The 15599-nt window shown below is 69.2% G+C and carries 9 protein-coding genes and 1 pseudogene; 4 read left to right on the plus strand and 6 right to left on the minus strand.

From position 1 onward, the window contains the following. Window positions 1-180 precede the first annotated feature (180 nt). A complete protein-coding gene (locus ACFVYF_RS16365; protein WP_389455877.1) occupies window positions 181-3099 on the minus strand; it encodes a glycoside hydrolase family 48 protein in 2919 nt (972 codons plus the stop codon). A gap of 845 nt (window positions 3100-3944) precedes the next feature. Here ACFVYF_RS16365 and ACFVYF_RS16370 point away from each other — a divergent pair. After that, window positions 3945-5684: a glycoside hydrolase family 6 protein gene (locus tag ACFVYF_RS16370; protein WP_389455878.1), complete on the plus strand. Its 1740-nt coding sequence runs from the start codon at window positions 3945-3947 to the stop codon at window positions 5682-5684. Between the two features lie 476 nt (window positions 5685-6160). Then, a complete protein-coding gene (locus ACFVYF_RS16375) occupies window positions 6161-7099 on the plus strand; it encodes a serine protein kinase RIO (RefSeq protein ID WP_389455879.1) in 939 nt (312 codons plus the stop codon). 9 nt (window positions 7100-7108) lie between these two features. Here ACFVYF_RS16375 and ACFVYF_RS16380 read toward each other — a convergent pair. Both ACFVYF_RS16380 and ACFVYF_RS16385 read right to left on the minus strand, forming a co-directional pair. Further along, window positions 7109-7328: pseudogene (locus ACFVYF_RS16380) on the minus strand (IS701 family transposase); the annotation flags it as partial. 48 nt (window positions 7329-7376) lie between these two features. Beyond that, window positions 7377-8225 (minus strand): helix-turn-helix transcriptional regulator, encoded by an 849-nt coding sequence (locus tag ACFVYF_RS16385; protein WP_389455880.1) that lies wholly within the window; start codon window positions 8223-8225, stop codon window positions 7377-7379. Between the two features lie 153 nt (window positions 8226-8378). On the opposite strand from ACFVYF_RS16385, the gene ACFVYF_RS16390 reads away from it, so the two are divergent. Then, window positions 8379-9158, plus strand: coding sequence for an NAD(P)H-dependent oxidoreductase (locus tag ACFVYF_RS16390; protein ID WP_389455881.1), 780 nt, complete (start codon window positions 8379-8381; stop codon window positions 9156-9158). 222 nt (window positions 9159-9380) lie between these two features. Here ACFVYF_RS16390 and ACFVYF_RS16395 read toward each other — a convergent pair whose 3' ends face one another. Further along, window positions 9381-10583 carry an erythromycin esterase family protein gene (locus ACFVYF_RS16395; RefSeq protein WP_389455882.1) on the minus strand — a complete coding sequence of 401 codons (1203 nt, stop codon included), beginning with the start codon at window positions 10581-10583 and terminating at the stop codon, window positions 9381-9383. Between the two features lie 58 nt (window positions 10584-10641). Between ACFVYF_RS16395 and ACFVYF_RS16400 the strand changes: the two genes are divergently transcribed. Continuing rightward, window positions 10642-11427 (plus strand): TioE family transcriptional regulator, encoded by a 786-nt coding sequence (locus tag ACFVYF_RS16400; protein ID WP_389455883.1) that lies wholly within the window; start codon window positions 10642-10644, stop codon window positions 11425-11427. Between the two features lie 165 nt (window positions 11428-11592). Here ACFVYF_RS16400 and rph read toward each other — a convergent pair whose 3' ends face one another. Together rph and ACFVYF_RS16410 are read right to left on the minus strand one after the other, a co-directional pair. Continuing rightward, window positions 11593-14196, minus strand: coding sequence for a rifamycin-inactivating phosphotransferase (gene rph, locus ACFVYF_RS16405; protein WP_389456243.1), 2604 nt, complete (start codon window positions 14194-14196; stop codon window positions 11593-11595). Window positions 14197-14876: 680 nt separating this feature from the next. Continuing rightward, the gene (locus ACFVYF_RS16410) at window positions 14877-15593 is read right to left on the minus strand and encodes a cupin (protein ID WP_389455884.1); all 717 of its coding nucleotides are present in this window, start codon (window positions 15591-15593) and stop codon (window positions 14877-14879) included. Window positions 15594-15599: the final 6 nt, after the last annotated feature.

A 15599-nucleotide genomic window follows, 5' to 3' on the forward strand; every position in this document is an offset into this window, starting at 1 on the left:
GCGCTCCCGTTCGGTTCTCCGCCGGGACTGCAGGAGTTGTTCATGCCCTGACGAGATGAGACGTCTGGGACTCGAGCGGCGGGATGAGGGGGTGTTCACCGGGCGGCCCCATCGGAACCGCCCGGTGGAGTGACCCCGTCTCCCTGCGACGGGGTCGCGCACACGGAGCCTCAGCGGGGGCTACTCGAGGAGTTCCGCGTACGAGCCCATGGCCAGGGCAATGTCCGCCTGGGCCCAGAACCGGTGGTAGGTGAAGACGGGCGCGGCGCCGCCCTTGAGGTAGGCCTCGACCTTCGACCAGGCCGGGTCGTTCTTGTAGAAGGACCGGATCGAGGCGAACGTCGAGGACGAGTTGATCGCTTCGCCGTTCGGCATCGTGCCCGTCCAGCCGCTCGGCACGTAGACCGGGTCGTTGAACCGGCTGTAGTCGGTGCGGGTTTCCGGAACAGCGATACCGAGGCTGTCCTGATAGTTGCTCCACATTCCGTCCAGCAGCGCCCTTGCCGTCGACTTCGCCTTCGCGTCCCCGGACTTGGCGCCGTAGTACGTGAGGGTCTTGGCGTACGCGGCCGCCACACCGACGTCGTTGGTGTAGTCGGCGACGGTGACGTGAAGCCCGTTGTTGGCGCCGGGACTTGAGGTGTTCCAGGTGTCGGGCTGGCCCGACCACTGGAGTGTGGAGGGAATCTGGTAGGTGCCGTCCGGGTTGATGGTCGTCTTCGACAGAGCCCACTTGACCCATTTGTCCAGGACCGTCTTGGCCTGCGGGTCCCCCGTCTGCTGGTAGTACTCGGCGACCCGCTCCATCGACCACGCCTGGAAGCCGAACCACTGGTTGGACGGCGGGTCGTGGTAGACGGGCTGCTGGTCGTAGTACATGCCGTAGAAGGTCGGCGTCCCGGCCGGCGGGGTCGCGTAGCGGCCCGCCCAGCTGTTGGTCGAACCGCCGGCGATGGCGCCCTCACTCGACTGCAGCCAGCGGTAGAACTCCAGTTGACGCTGGAGCGACTTGCCCCAGTCGGCCGCGCCTGACGGGGACTTGGGCTTCAGGTCGGTGTCGGCGCTGAGTGCGTACGCTGCGAGCGGATTCTGGTAGCCGCTGTGGGCGTAGCTGGAGCCGATGCGCCAGGCCCAGCCTCCACCGGTGTCGGTGGAGCCGCCCCAGGCGTAGTACCAGGAGAGCAGGTAGTGCGAGGCGTCCTTGCCGGTGCCGGCCGGGCAGGTCGACGGGCCGACGCAGTTGCCGATTTTCTTGAAGTACTTGTCGTACATGGCGTAGCGCAGGTAGTCGCCCATCTTGGCCGCCTTGGCGACCGTACCCGAGACGGCCGAGCCCTTTCCCTGCCGCTTCGCCCACTGGTCAGCCCAGTAGGCGGCCTGCACCGCGCGCGCGTCGGCGTCCGGGGCGGTGGTGTACTTCCACTGCTTGGCGTACGACTTGTCCCCGGTGAACAGGTCCAGGTAGCCGTTCTTGCCGCCGAACTTGAAGGCGTCGCAGGTCGGCTGGGGCACCGTCTCCCACACCGATTCCTGCGGGCCTCGCTGGAAGGTGTTGAGGTACGACGGTCCGGTGGCGCTCGGGCCGGCCTCGCACGTGCCGCCCGGGGTGTTGCCGAACCCGTAGGTGTTGTCGACGTCCTGGATCCAGTGCATGCCGTAGACGTCGTCGGTGTTGTAGGCCGACTTCAGTTCACCGGCCAGCGGGTCCGAGCCGGCGGCCACGGACGGGTCGAGGCCGGTCGGGTACTGGTTCGGAGTGTCCTCCTCGGGCGCGTAGGTGGCCGGCCTGGAGGCGTTGTAGAAGGAGTTGGTCGGCTGGTCCGCGTGCGTGGGGATCATGTACTTCTCCATGACGTCCCAGGCGCCGTTGAACTTGTTCCAGTCGCCGGTGACCTTCCCGTACATGGCCTGCAGCCACAGGAGGTAGCTGTACGCCTCCGAGGTGGTCTCGTGGCCCTGGTCCGGGGCCTCGACGATCAGCGTCTCGACCGAGTGGTAGGGGATGCCCTCGGGTGAGAAGTAGCCGTTGGCCGGGTTGGTGATCTTGCCGTACAGATCCAGGAAGCGGGCGTTGTACGTGCCCGTCGCCGCGATCTGGGTGACGGTCACCGTCGCCTTGCCGTGTCCTGCGGCCGTCGACTCGAAGGTCGCCGCCCCCGTGCCGGTGGAGTCCGCCGTGACGGTCACCTTCTGCGCGGTGTTCCAGTTCGACGGGGTGAAGGTGAGCGAGGCCCCGCCGGTGAGCGACAGGCCCGAGTTGCCGCCGGTCCGGGCGGTCGTCACGGTCACGTTGGCCGAGGGCTGGGTCGAGAGCTTCACCTCGTAGGTGCCCGTCTTGCCCTGCGGGACGGCGAGTTGAGTGGTCGAGGCGACCACGGCGGGACCCGCGGCGACGGTGATGCCGACGGGGGTGGACTCCGCGGACGCGCCCAGGCTGTCGTACGCCTTCGCCACCAAGGAATGACTGCCCACGGTCAAACCAGAGGCGGAGTACGTGTAGGGCGCGCTCGTGTCGGTGCCGAGGAGCGTGGTGTCGTCGTAGAACTCGACCTTGCCGATCGTCGCGCCCTCCGCGGCCGCCGCTGTGGCCGCGAGCGGCACGGCGTCACCGCGCGAGTAGACCGCCCCGGCGGCCGGGCTGGTCAGCACGGTGATCGGCGGCTGGTGGGCACCGACGCAACTGGTGCCGTTGACCGCGAAGTTGGCCGGCGCGGTGTTGCTGCCGCTGTAGCTGAACTGCGCTCCCGCGGAGACGGCGCCGCCGGGGGCGATGGTGCCGTTGTACGAGGCATTCTTGACGGTGATGGCCTGACCGGCCTGCGACCAGGTTCCGTTCCACCCGTTCGAGAGCTTCTGGTTGCCCGTGTAGCCGTAGGTCAGGGTCCAGCCGTCGATCGCGGCGGTGCCGCGGTTGGTGAGGGTGAGGTCGGCGGTGAAGCCGGAACCCCAGTCGTTGGTCTTGTAGTCCACGCTGCACTGCACGGTCGCCGCGTTCGCGGTGGTCGTTCCGGTGGCGAGCATGGACAGGGGCAGGGCGAACGCGGCGGCGACGGCGGTCCACACCCGCCGTACGGCTCTGCGTTTGCGTCCGGGATCCATGTGCTGTTCCTCCTTGCGTCACGCGACTCACGGAGAGGTGCCAGGGCCTGAATCCAGTGGGAGCGCTCCCATCGTGGGGATGAAGGCGAGCGCGGTCAAGATGCTGGGCGTTCAAAGTTCGAAGTGAGCCAATCCGGCGAAAAGTTTCGCAAGGACCCTATGAAACACCGTCAGTTGACGCTAACTTCCTCCCCACCAGTGGGAGCGGTTCCATCAGACGACGCGTCCGTAGCGGCGCGCGAAGCTGTAAGGACTCGCTCATGCGACACCCCCCGCATTCAGTTCTTTTAGTCAGCGACGCAATCACCAGCACTGTCCTGCCCGGTGCCATCGGCCCGGGGAGCCACGGCCGCTCGCGCCGTGGACACGAACTCCGCAGCGGCGCCGTCGACCGGTGCGCGATCGCCGAGCCGGATGGCGACCGCTCTGCGCATCTCCCGCGTCACGACGGTCCGCAAGCCCTGGAACGGCAGCCCGAACCGCGGCGACATCGCCGAGCTCTCGGTCGCTCACACCGGGTCCCACGGCATCAAGTCCGCGCTCGCACCGCAGGGGTTCGGGGTCGGCGGTCGGTGCCTACGAAGGCCACCGGGCGACCCCGCGCCTGACCGGGCGACCCCCAGCATGACGAGGCTCGAAGCGCCGGCATGACGGCCGCGCCTTCGAGTCGACGCCGGACGCGCCGGACGCACCGACGCACCGACGCACCGACGCACCGACGCACCGACGCACCGACCACTGGAACGCCACGCCTGCCTCAGGTGTGTGGCCCAGACGTCGGCTCGCGTGACCGTCTGCCCGGTCTCCGTCCGTAACTCCCCATCCAGAGAAGGAAACCCGCACTCATGAGTCACACCAGAACATCGCTTCTCGCCGCCCTGACGCTGGTCGCCGGGACGAGCGGGACCGCGCTCGTCGTCGGCCAGGCCGGCGCTGCCACCTCGTCCATCCCCTGCACCGTCGACTACAAGGTGCAGAGCCAGTGGGACACCGGCTTCACCGCCGCCGTGACCATCACCAACAACGCCGCCGCCAAGTCGAGTTGGTCCGTGAAGTGGGCGTACGCCGGCAACCAGAAGGTCACCAACGCCTGGAACGCGAAGCTCAGCCAGAACGGTGCCGACGTCACCGCCGCCAATGAGAGCTACAACGGCACTCTCACGAGCGGTGGTTCGGTCAGCTTCGGCTTCAACGGCTCCTACAGCGGCACCAACAACGTGCCCGCCACGTTCACGCTCAACGGCGTCACCTGCAACACCGACAACGGTGGCGGTTCCGGCGGCGGCACCGGTGGCGGTACGGGCGGTGGCGGCGGAGGTGGCGACACCGGCAGCCGTGCCGACAACCCCTACACGGGCGCCAAGGTGTACGTGAACCCCGAGTGGTCCGCCAAGGCCGCCGCGGAACCGGGCGGCAGCCGCATCGCCGACCAGCCCACCGCCGTCTGGCTGGACCGCATCGCCGCCATCAACGGTGTGGGCGGCGGCATGGGCCTGCGCGCCCACCTCGACGAGGCCCTGAAGCAGAAGGGCTCCGGCGATCTCGTCGTCCAGCTCGTCATCTACGACCTGCCCGGCCGCGACTGCGCCGCCCTCGCCTCCAACGGCGAACTGGGGCCGGGCGACCTCGACAAGTACAAGTCCCAGTACATCGACCCCATCACGTCGATCCTTTCCGACCCGAAGTACGCGGGCCTGCGCATCGCCACCGTCATCGAGCCCGACTCACTGCCCAACCTGGTCACCAACGCCGGCGGCACCAACACCACCACCGACGCCTGCGTGACGATGAAGAGCAACGGCAACTACGAGAAGGGCGTCTCCTACGCCCTCGACAAGCTCGGCGCCATCGCGAACGTCTACAACTACATCGACGCCGGTCACCACGGCTGGCTCGGCTGGGACAGCAACCTCGCTCCGGCAGTACAGGAGTTCGCCAAGGTCGCCACGACCAACGGCGCGAGCGTGCACGACGTGGCCGGGTTCATCGTCAACACCGCCAACTACAGCCCCGTCAAGGAACCCAACTTCAAGGTCACCGACACGGTGAACGGTCAGACCGTGCGCCAGTCGAAGTGGGTCGACTGGAACCAGTACGTGGACGAGCAGTCGTTCGCGCTCGGGCTGCGGGACAAGCTGGTGGCCGCCGGATTCGACGCCGGTCTCGGCATGCTGATCGACACGTCCCGCAACGGCTGGGGCGGCTCCGCGAGGCCCAGCGGCCCCGGCCCGACGTCCTCCGTCGACGCCTTCGTCAACGGCAGCCGCGTCGACCGGCGCATCCACGCCGGCAACTGGTGCAACCAGAGCGGCGCCGGACTCGGTCAGCGACCCACCGCCGCCCCCGCCGCCGGCGTCGACGCCTACGTGTGGGTGAAGCCGCCGGGTGAGTCGGACGGCAACAGCGCCGCCGTTCCCAACGACGAGGGCAAGGGGTTCGACCGCATGTGCGACCCCACCTACGGCGGCAACGCCCGCAACGGCAACAACCCCACAGGAGCCCTGCCGAACTCACCGCTGGCCGGCCACTGGTTCTCCGCCCAGTTCCAGCAGCTGATGCAGAACGCCTACCCGCCGCTGCCGTAGCCCCCTGACGCGGTGAGTGTCCGCCGGAGTCCGCGCTCGCTGAGCGCGGGCCCCGGCGGAATCGCGGCCTGCGAGCGGCCGGTGGAACGGTGTCGGGCAGAACTTGGCAGAAGGCTGGACCGGCGCGGCTCGGCCGCGCCGTGCGAAGGCCGCGCTTCTGCCGCGCGCCGCGCTGCATTGAACCGGTGACTGCGGGGCCCGAGTTGCTGACGTGTCAGGTCACCGAGGTGTAAGTCGGACGCGCCCATGGTCGGTAGGCATCCTGACCTCGAATCGCCGGAGACTCGGCCCCGGGCCCTTGGCCGCTCGACGCGGGTCGACGTTATTCGGTTGCCGCTCCCCGTGTCCGCCCTTCACCATGGGCGAGACACCGGGAGCTGCCCGGTGCTCCACGAGAGGAGGCACGACCGTGACTACGACTGTCCTCGGCCTGCCCGCAGACCGCCTCTCTCTCACCTCATGGAGCACCTCCAGCGATGTCTCACGACGATCTCTCGCAGCACCCTCAGCACCCGGCATTTTCTGACGCCTTCATCACCGACCCCTACCGCTACGTCCCGCCGCCGGACGACCTGGGCGACGTCGACGACCGGTTCGTCTTCGACTTCCGTTCCTACGACGACCTCGAGGACGGCCAGCGCTGGTCGACCTGGCTCAGCGTCGAACCCCTCTGCCGGGGCCCTGAGCCGCTCCCGGACTGGGTGGTGACCTCGCAGGGCGCGATCGACACCGAGCTCGGCGTCCTCAAGACCGGCAAGGAGGCCGACGTCCACCTCGTCGAGCGCTCCGACCCGCTCGACCCCGCCGCCGGCGTGGTGATGGCGGCCAAGCGGTACCGCTCCCCCGAGCACCGGACCTTCCACCGCTCCGCGTCCTACACCGAGGGCCGCTCGATGAAGCGCTCACGTGACGAGCGGGCCCTGAAGCGGAAGAGCACGTTCGGCCGGCAGATCGCGGCGGGCGAGTGGGCGGTGTCCGAGTGGGGCGCGCTGGTGCGGCTCTGGAACCTCGGGCTGCCGGTCCCCTACCCGGTCCAGATCGACGGCACCGAGATCCTGATGGAGTGGATCACCGTCGTCGACGCGGACGGCGCCGTCGAGACCGCGCCCCGGCTCGCCCAGACTCGGCCCTCCCCCGAGCTGCTGGCGGCGTACTTCGAACAGCTCACCGATGCGCTCGCGACGCTGGTGCAGAACGGCTTCGTCCACGGCGACCTCTCGGCGTACAACATCCTGGCGGCGGGCGAGCGGCTGGTCATCATCGACCTGCCACAGATCGTCGACCTGGTCGGCAACCTCAACGGGATGAACTTCCTCCAGCGCGACTGCGCCAACATCTGCGGCTGGTTCCGCTCGCGGGGCCTCGATGCCGACGAGCACGCGCTGTTCGCGGAGCTGATGGCGCACGCCTTCTGAACGGGGCCGCTCGCGGGGCTCCGCCAGGTGGACTTGGCGGCGGACCTTCACTCCGGCGGGCCGGAACCGCAGCGCGCGGATATGCGAGCGCAGCGGTCCGCCGGAGCACTTGCGCCAGGTCACCTCGGTGAGGGCGTCCCGGCCGGCGGCCTCGGCCAGGCTGGCGACGGCGGCCGGTCGGTCGGCGGTAGTGCGGCGCGGGCTTGCGGCCGTTGTCCGACCAGGGCGGGGGCGTGCGGCACCGCGGCATTCCAGGCGGTGGCCGGGCGCCGTTGAGTTACTCGCGGACCTGGGCGTTGACCGTGGGATGCGCGTCAGCGCTGTCCGCGCCCAGGCCCGCGAGCAGACGCAGCCCGTCCTCGGCGGGGCTGCCGGGGGCCGCGGACAGCACCAGCAACTCCATGTCCGACTCATCCGGGAGCGCGAAGTTCTCCTGGTGCAGTTCCAGCAGTCCGACCAGGGGGTGCCGGTACGCCTTGCGTCCATGTGCGCGGGCGCGCACGTCCGCGCGGGCCCAGAGGCGGCGAAAGCGCTCGCTGCCCATCGCCAGCTCGCCGATGAGCGAGGCCAGACGGGGGTCCTCGGGGTACTTGCCGGCGGCCAGGCGCAGATGCCCGACCACGTCGAGGGTGCATGTCTCCCAGTCCGCGTAGAGGCCGCGCTCGGCCTCCTCGAGGAAGATGTGCCGGGCGGTGTTGAGGCCCGGTATCGGCCGGCCGTAGAGGAGCCGGCCGAGGCGGTTCCCGGCAAGTACGTCCAGGCGGTGGTCCATGATCAGCGCCGGTGCGTCGGCGACCAGGTCCAGGACGCGCAGCAGCTCCGGCCGGACCCGCCCGCTCGGTGCCTTCGCGGGGCGGCGGCGCTGCTGGGTGAGCCGGCAGAGGTGTTCGCGTTCGGTCTCGTCGAGGCCGAGGACACGGGCGAGCGCGTCGAGGACCTGCTGGGAGGGCTGGGTCGCGCGGCCCTGCTCCAGGCGTACGTAGTAGTCGACGCTGACTCCGGACAGGTGCGCGACCTCTTCGCGGCGCAGACCTTCGACCCGGCGGCGGCTGTCGGTGGGGATGCCGATGGCCGCCGGGTCGACCCGGGAACGCCGGGTCCGCAGGAAGCCCGCGAGATCGTCCATGTCCTCAGTATGGCCGCGGTGGTGCCCGTGATGGTGGTCCTGCCATTACCAGGAAGTCCGACACCAGGAAGTCCCGTCCTACGGAAGAGGCGCCCCTGAACGCCGGGCGCCTCGGCGCCCAGGATCGAAGGCACACGATCCGAAGGAGTTCCCATGAAGACGCTGATCGTCCACGCCCACCCGGAGCCGACGTCGCTCAACAGCTCGCTGAAGGACCTCGCGGTGTCCACATTGGAGACCGCCGGGCACGAGGTACGGGTGAGCGATCTGTACGCGATGAACTGGAAGGCGGTCGTGGACGCCGCGGACTACGGCCCCCACGCCTCAAGTCCGCTGAAGGTCGCCCCGGACTCGGGCCGGGCCTTCGACGCCGGGACGCTCACCCCGGACGTCCGCGCCGAGCAGGAGAAACTGCTGTGGGCCGACACGGTCATCCTCCAGTTCCCGCTGTGGTGGTACACGATGCCCGCGATCCTCAAAGGCTGGGTGGACCGGGTGTTCACCTACCACTTCGCTTACGGCGTCGGCGAGCACAGCGACACCAAGTACGGCGAGCGCTTCGGCGAAGGCACCCTCGTGGGCAGGAAAGCTCTGCTGTCGGTGACCACCGGCGGCCCGGAGTCGCATTACGCCCCTCGCGGGATCAACGGTCCCATCGACGATCTGCTGTTCCCGATCCACCACGGCATCCTTTACTTCCCCGGCATGGAGGTGCTGCCGCCGTTCGTGCTGTACGGCGCCGACCGCATGACCGGCGAGGACTACCCGGACGTCGCCAAGGCCTGGGAACAGCGCCTGCTCACCCTGGAGTCGACCGAGCCGATCGCGTTCCGGCGGCAGAACTTCGGTGACTACGAGATCCCCTCGCTGCACCTCAAGGAGGGACTGGAGCCCGCGGGCCGCACGGGATTCGGACTGCACGTACGCGGCTGACCGCCGGCGACGAACGGGACGAACCGGGGGCGAACCCGAGGAGCAGCCCGAGGTGCGCTTCCCGTTCGGCGCACGAAGGAGAGGCGCAGCGAAGACGTGTCGCGCCGTCCTCCCCAGGCCGGCCGCGCCTCTGTCGTGGACGATGACGAGGGTAGGGCAGCAACGGAGCTGACCTGGAACAACACCGGTGTCAGCTCGCTCCGTTCCCCTGCCTGGCCAGTGCTAACTCGGCAGCACGTCCTTGAGGAACACGATCCCGTCACTCCCCGCCAAGTGGGCCGGGTCGAGCGGGGAGTAGCCGAACCACGGGGATACGCGGTGCGCGGGCCGCGTATCGCCGAGGGCGGTGGCGAGTCGCGGGGCGTCGACGACGCAGCGGTCCTCCGGGAGCGCGTACAGAAGTCCTTCGAGGGTGTCCGGCGGCGGCGTGTCCACTCCCTGGTGCCGGATCGTGCCGAGGGCCGTGGCCACGAAGGCGTACTCCTCGCCGAGTTGGGCGCTCACGAGCGCACCGGCGCTCCACCACTCCACCGGCCCCTGCCACATCTGCATCGTGCTCTTCTCCCGCTGGAGATGGGAGTTGTGGGCGTGGACGAGTGCCGGGCCCCGAGCCGCGACGGCAAGGAGATTGTGGGACATCATCACATCCCGCAGCGCGCACAGCCGCGTCATGCGGGCCGGTGAGGTGTCGGCCATCCAGTAGTGGTAGCGCAGCAGGCCGGTCGCGGTGCGCCCGTACAGCCGCGCGCGGTCCAGGTCGTCACGCGAGGTGGCCGTGATCAGGTGCGGCGTCTGTGCGTCGAGCAGCGCCACCAGATCGTCGGCGAGCAGCCGCAGTTGGCGTGCCTCGGGCGACTGGCCCATGGACTGGGCCGGGTCCATCATCGCGGCGGGATTGGTCCACTGGTCGTCGGCGCCGAGCAGGTGGTCGAGTGTTTCCACGGCGCAGGGAAGCAGGTCTGCGTCCACCCGGGTCGAGAGGTAGCCGTGGAGTGCGCTGAGGGCCTGGCGGGGGCTCGCCGCGCCGGTGATCTCCAGCGGGCCGTCGAGACCGGCGAAACGGAGCCGCTCGGACGCGGGCCGGCCATCGTTGTACGCACGCATCCACCGCACGAGCTCGCGGTTGGCCGCGGAGGTGCCCCAGCCGTGGCTGAATCCGTGCTGCATGACCTTGTCGAGACTGCCCGTGCCCGAGGTCACGTAGTCGTCCACCACAAGGCCCATCATGCAGTCGCTCTCGATCGCGATCGTCCCGTAGTCCTCCTCCTCGACGAGTTGCCGGAAGAGCTCGTTGCGCAGGTCGAGCAGCGACTCCTCACCGTGGGTGGGCTCGCCCAGGGCGAGCAGCCGAGGCCGGGCCGGGAACAGCCGCATTACGGCAGCAGCCTCGACGGCATGGGCGCTGTCCTTGATGTCAGTAGCCATGCCTTCAACGCTATCGCTGAACCTTCGATTGAAGCTTTTCCACGATATCGTCAGGATCATGGGGCGAAACCTTCAAAGCGGTGAGCGGCTCAGGCCCGTCGACCTGGCGCGCGGGCACGGTCTGTCCACGCAGGCGATCAGGAATTACGAGGAGGCGGGCATCCTTCCGGCCGCAGGTCGCACACCCCACGGTTACCGCACCTATACCTCGCTGCACGCCGGAGCCTTGCGCGCATTCCTTGCCCTGGTGCCGGGCCACGGACACCGAACGGCGGCGTCGATCATGCGGGCCGTGAACCAGGGCGCGGTCGATGAGGCGTTCCACCTCATCGACGAGAGCCACACCCAGCTCCTCGACGACCGCCGGACCCTCCAGGCCGTGGAGAGCGCCCTTCGCGACCTGGAACCCACAGGGGTGTACGAGCCTGAGCCGACCGCGGTGCCTGCGGCCGACGGCACGTTCATCGGGCCACTGGCAGGAAAGCTCGGGATCCGGCCCGCGACGCTGCGCAAATGGGAGCGCGCCGGGCTCGTGCGGCCACGCCGCGACCCGGGGACCGGCTACCGCGTCTACGACGAGGCCGACGTACGAGATGCCCGGCTGGCCCACCAGCTCAGACGGGGCGGCTACCTGCTGGGGCAGATCGCGCCGCTGATCGACCAAGTACGGACGGCCGGCGGGCTGGAGCCCCTGGAGGCCGCGCTGACTGACTGGCACGGTCGGTTGTCCGCCCGCGGGCGGGCGATGCTGGCGGGGGCCGCGGAGCTGGAGGCGTACCTCGCGAGAAGGGACCAACCAGGGCCTGAGCGCGCCCTCGAGGCTGAAGAACACCCGCTGAGCTGAGCTTGAGTTCTGTCCAGATCCCCTGAAGCGGCCTTCGGGTGGAGGTTTCTGAGCCCCCGTTCGGAAGCGAGCCGGGGCGAGGCGCCCTGGCTGCGCCTGCTCGCGTGACCGCGGTAGACGATCGGGCCGACAAAGGCGTCGATCGTGGCTTCTCGGTGCGGTCGGTCAAGACAGGATCTCGACGTACCCGTCGGTCCCGTGCACGCGGATCCGCTGCCCGTCCCGGATCAACCGGGTGGCCTGCTCCACGCCCACGACGGCCGGCAAGCCGTACTCCCGGGCGATCACTGCGCCATGGGTCATCAGGCCGCCCACCTCCGTCACCAGGCCCGCGATTCCGACGAACAGCGGCGACCAGCTGGGGTCGGTGAAGGTCGTGACCAGAATGTCGCCCGCCTCGAGATCGGCCTCCGCCATGTCAAGGATGACGCGGGCTCTGCCCTCGATCGTTCCGGCGGAGACTGCCAAGCCGACCAGGGCACCGGTCGGCACGTCGTCGCGCCGGTAGGACCCGGCAACGGCCTCGCCATCCGATGTGAGCACCCGGGGCGGTGTCAGCGCCTCGTACGACCGGAACGCCTCCTTGCGCTGCTGGATGAGCTGGCCATCCACCTGGTTCGAGCGCACGACCTGGTGGAACTCCTGGAAGGTGAGGTGGAAGACGTCCTCCTTCTCAGCGAGTACGCCTGCCTGCGCGAGGCGCTCCGCCTCCTCCAGCATGGCCTGCTTGTAGATGAAGTAGCGGCTGATGATGGCGTACTTCGGAAACTCCCGGTACCCGGCGAAGGACCGGACCTGGTCGATCATCCGCTTGGTCTCGGCGGCCTTCTGTTCCCCGTCCGGCAGGGCCCGCAGGCGTGACAGCACGTCCTGTTCCTTCTGCTGCGCCTCCTGCCGCCCTTGCTCGAAGCGCCGTTCGGCGGCGCCCGGCTCGAAGTTCCTGATGTTGTCGAGGATCAGGGGTACGAGGGTGGTGGGGCGCTCGCTCCAACGCGGCCTCGTAATGTCGATCTCGCCGACGCAGCGCATGCCGTACCGGTCGAGGTAGGTCTCGATGGCGTCACGCGCTTCTGTCCCGCCCGTGAGCTTCGTCAGGTCGTCCAGGAAGCCCTCGTCCTCGACGCCTTGCAGGAACGCCACCACCTCTGGATACGGACGGATCACGTCCGCAACGTCCAGTAGCGCCAGTCCCATCTCCGACGTGACGTTGTCGGGGGCGGACAGCGTGAGTTTGTCGGCCGCGTTCTTCTCGCCCAGCCATTCCTGCAACTTGTCGTTGAGCCACCAGGTGGCCTCCATCCCCGCCATGATCGCCTTGAGGTTCAGCGGATCACCGAGGACTCGCTTGTGCTCCTCGAAGGCCTCCAGAAGGAAGTCGAACAACGCCGGTCCGGTCTTGTTCCGGATGTCGCGCCCCAGGGCGGCGATGGACGCCCGGCTGCGCTCGATCAACTCGGTGACGATGGCCGGATCGGCCCCGACCGGGGCGGGCGCACCGCCAACCGGCGGCCCGCCGGGACCCGGACCGGCGTCCGGGAGCGATGGGACGAAGTCGTCGCGGTCGAGGACGGTCTCCAGAGCGTCTCTGAACAGGGGATCGCCCTTCCCCATGACGTCCAGCAAAGCGGCGCGGCTCGCGGGCGAGGCCAGGCGCTGGGTGACGTCGACGAACAGCCTCCCTCCGGCCTCGTGCATCGGCACCATGGCCGTCAGCTGCCACATGGAGAACCCCAGGGGTTTCATGGGGTCGGTCATCATCTGCTGATGACCGACGGAGACGTAGACGTGATTGTCCTCGTCGCCGGCCTCGGGGATGGGGAACAGCGTGGTGATCGGCCGGCTCTGAACGATCTGGAAGTCATCGTCGGCCAGGCACCATTCGATGTCCTGCGGACGGCCGAAGTGCGCTTCGATCCGCCGCCCGAGCTGCACGAGCCGCACGACCTGCGCATCCGTCAGCGCCGGCTGCTCCTGCCGCTGCGAGTCGATCGCCACTTCCTGCGTACCGCCATCCGGCAGGGCGTGAACGGCACGCTGTTTTACGGCGATGGCCTTGGCGACGACCTCGCCGTCCCGCACCTTGAAGACGTCCGGGTTCACCAGGCCGGAGACCAGGGCCTCGCCGAGGCCGAAGCCGGCCTCCACGGTGGCGACCTTCCGGTTGCCCGAGACGGGGTCGGCCGTGAACAGGATGCCGGCCGCATGCGGGGAGACCATCTGCTGCACGACCACGGCCATGCGAACCGTACGGTGGTCGATGCCGTTGCGCCGGCGGTAGGTCACGGCCCGCTCGGTGAACAGTGAGGCCCAGCACCGGCTGACGTGCCGGAGGACCGCCGCCGGCCCCACGACGTTCAGGTACGTGTCCTGCTGGCCGGCGAACGAGGCCGTCGGCAGGTCCTCTGCCGTCGCGCTGGACCGGACGGCGTAGGCGACTTGCTCGCCCAGGTGGCCGACCGCGTGGGTGATCGCCGTCGCGATACCGCCCGGGATGGCAATCCCTTCGATGGTCCGGCGGATCTCCGCGCTGAGTGTGCGGATCGCCTCCCGGTCGTCCGGGTTCACGCGCGACAGCTGATCGAGCCGATCGCCGATCGACGGTGCTTCCGCCATGACCCGGCGGAAGGCGTCCGTCGTCACGCAAAAACCGGCAGGCACTTGAATACCTGCGATCCGCGACAGCGCGCCCAGGTGCGCGCCCTTGCCGCCAACGACCGCGCCCTGCATCTCGTCGACCTCTTGAAGATCCAGCACATACTGCGCGGTCATGGCGATTCCTCCGAGACGGTCCTGCTCCGTTGCACTGCACTGGCCGATCGAATCACCGGCGCCTGCAGCTCTGTCGAACTTCTTGTCGGGCATGTCCTCGTCTCTGGTTGTCTTCCCTCTGGCCGGCCGGCCGCTCCGCCCAGTCGGGCGGCGCGCACACCCGCACTTCCGCCCTGAGCTGCCTGTGACTGCACTGCCAGTCCCACCGCTGGTTCGAGGTCGCGGTGTCCCCCATGCGTCGGCAACAGCACACGCGCGTCGTGCCCTCGTTTCCGCAGGTTGCGGCCTCGGCCGACGATTCTGCGGCACCACCCGGGCCTTGCCGCAAGCCCCCCGGTGCGCTATAAGTTGGGAAGGGCAAGGAGAGACATCTCCTTGCCTTTGTCTTTTGCCGTCCGCTGGAATTGCCGAGTTTCTCGCGAAGCGGCGACGCGCCGTGTACGGCAGTACGCGACTCCGGCCCAGGCGGATCGTCGAGTCGCCGGCGCGACCTGCTCCTGCGGCACCTGGACGCGGCAAAGGGCGCCACGGAGCGTGATGGCCAGCGCCGGCGCCAGGGCGAGAGACGCCCTTGTCTTGAGAGCCCTGCCGGTGCGCATGCCGCAGCTGACCTCCTTGATGTGTGCGTGAGTTGATGTAATGACCGACGTCCCGGTGCTTCAGGTGCCGTCAGGTTTGTGTCAGCCGGGCGCTTCGTACGCGTCACGCCGCCCGCACATCCCGTAGCCGGCAAGCCGGCTGGGCTCGGCGACGTGGGTCCGGCCGCGGGCGAGGTGGCCGGCGTCGCCCGCGGCCAGCGCTGCGAGCTGCTCGCCGGTGTGCTCGGCGGCGGCCAGCGCACCGGCTCGCCAGCGCGACTCCCATGCGGCGATGCGGGGCGCCACCAGCCGAACGGCCGCGGCGTGGAAGGCGCGCAGGGGCTCGTGGTCGCCGTTGAGCAGGGCGGTACGCAGCCGCAGGTAGCCCTCGACGGCCAGGTCACGGCGGCGGTGCGCGGCGACTTCCGCCTCGGGCCCGTCCGGTAGTTCGACCGCTGCCGCGTACGCATCAGGGTCGGCGAGTATCTGCGGGGGGAAGGTGAAGACCGCGTCCCCGGCCTCCGGCAGCCCGCTGTTCTGCATCAGCACGGTGACCCGCAGCCCGGCACGCTGGATCATGCGGTGCACGGTCCCGGGGCTGAACCAGACCACCGATCCGGGCGCCAGCGCGGTCTCGGCGTAGCCGTCGACCAGGTTCAGGGTCTGCACCGCGCCGGTGCCGCCGGTCACCACATATGCCTCGGTACAGGCCAGGTGGAGGTGCGGGCTGCCCCCGCACACTCCGTCGGCCGCCTCCCACTCGTACGCGCTGACGTGGGAGAGGCTCACCCCGCCGGGAAGGGGATCACTGTGCTGCATCGCGGT

This window comes from Streptomyces sp. NPDC058274, assembly GCF_042881375.1.
In the GTDB taxonomy this organism is placed as follows: domain Bacteria; phylum Actinomycetota; class Actinomycetes; order Streptomycetales; family Streptomycetaceae; genus Streptomyces.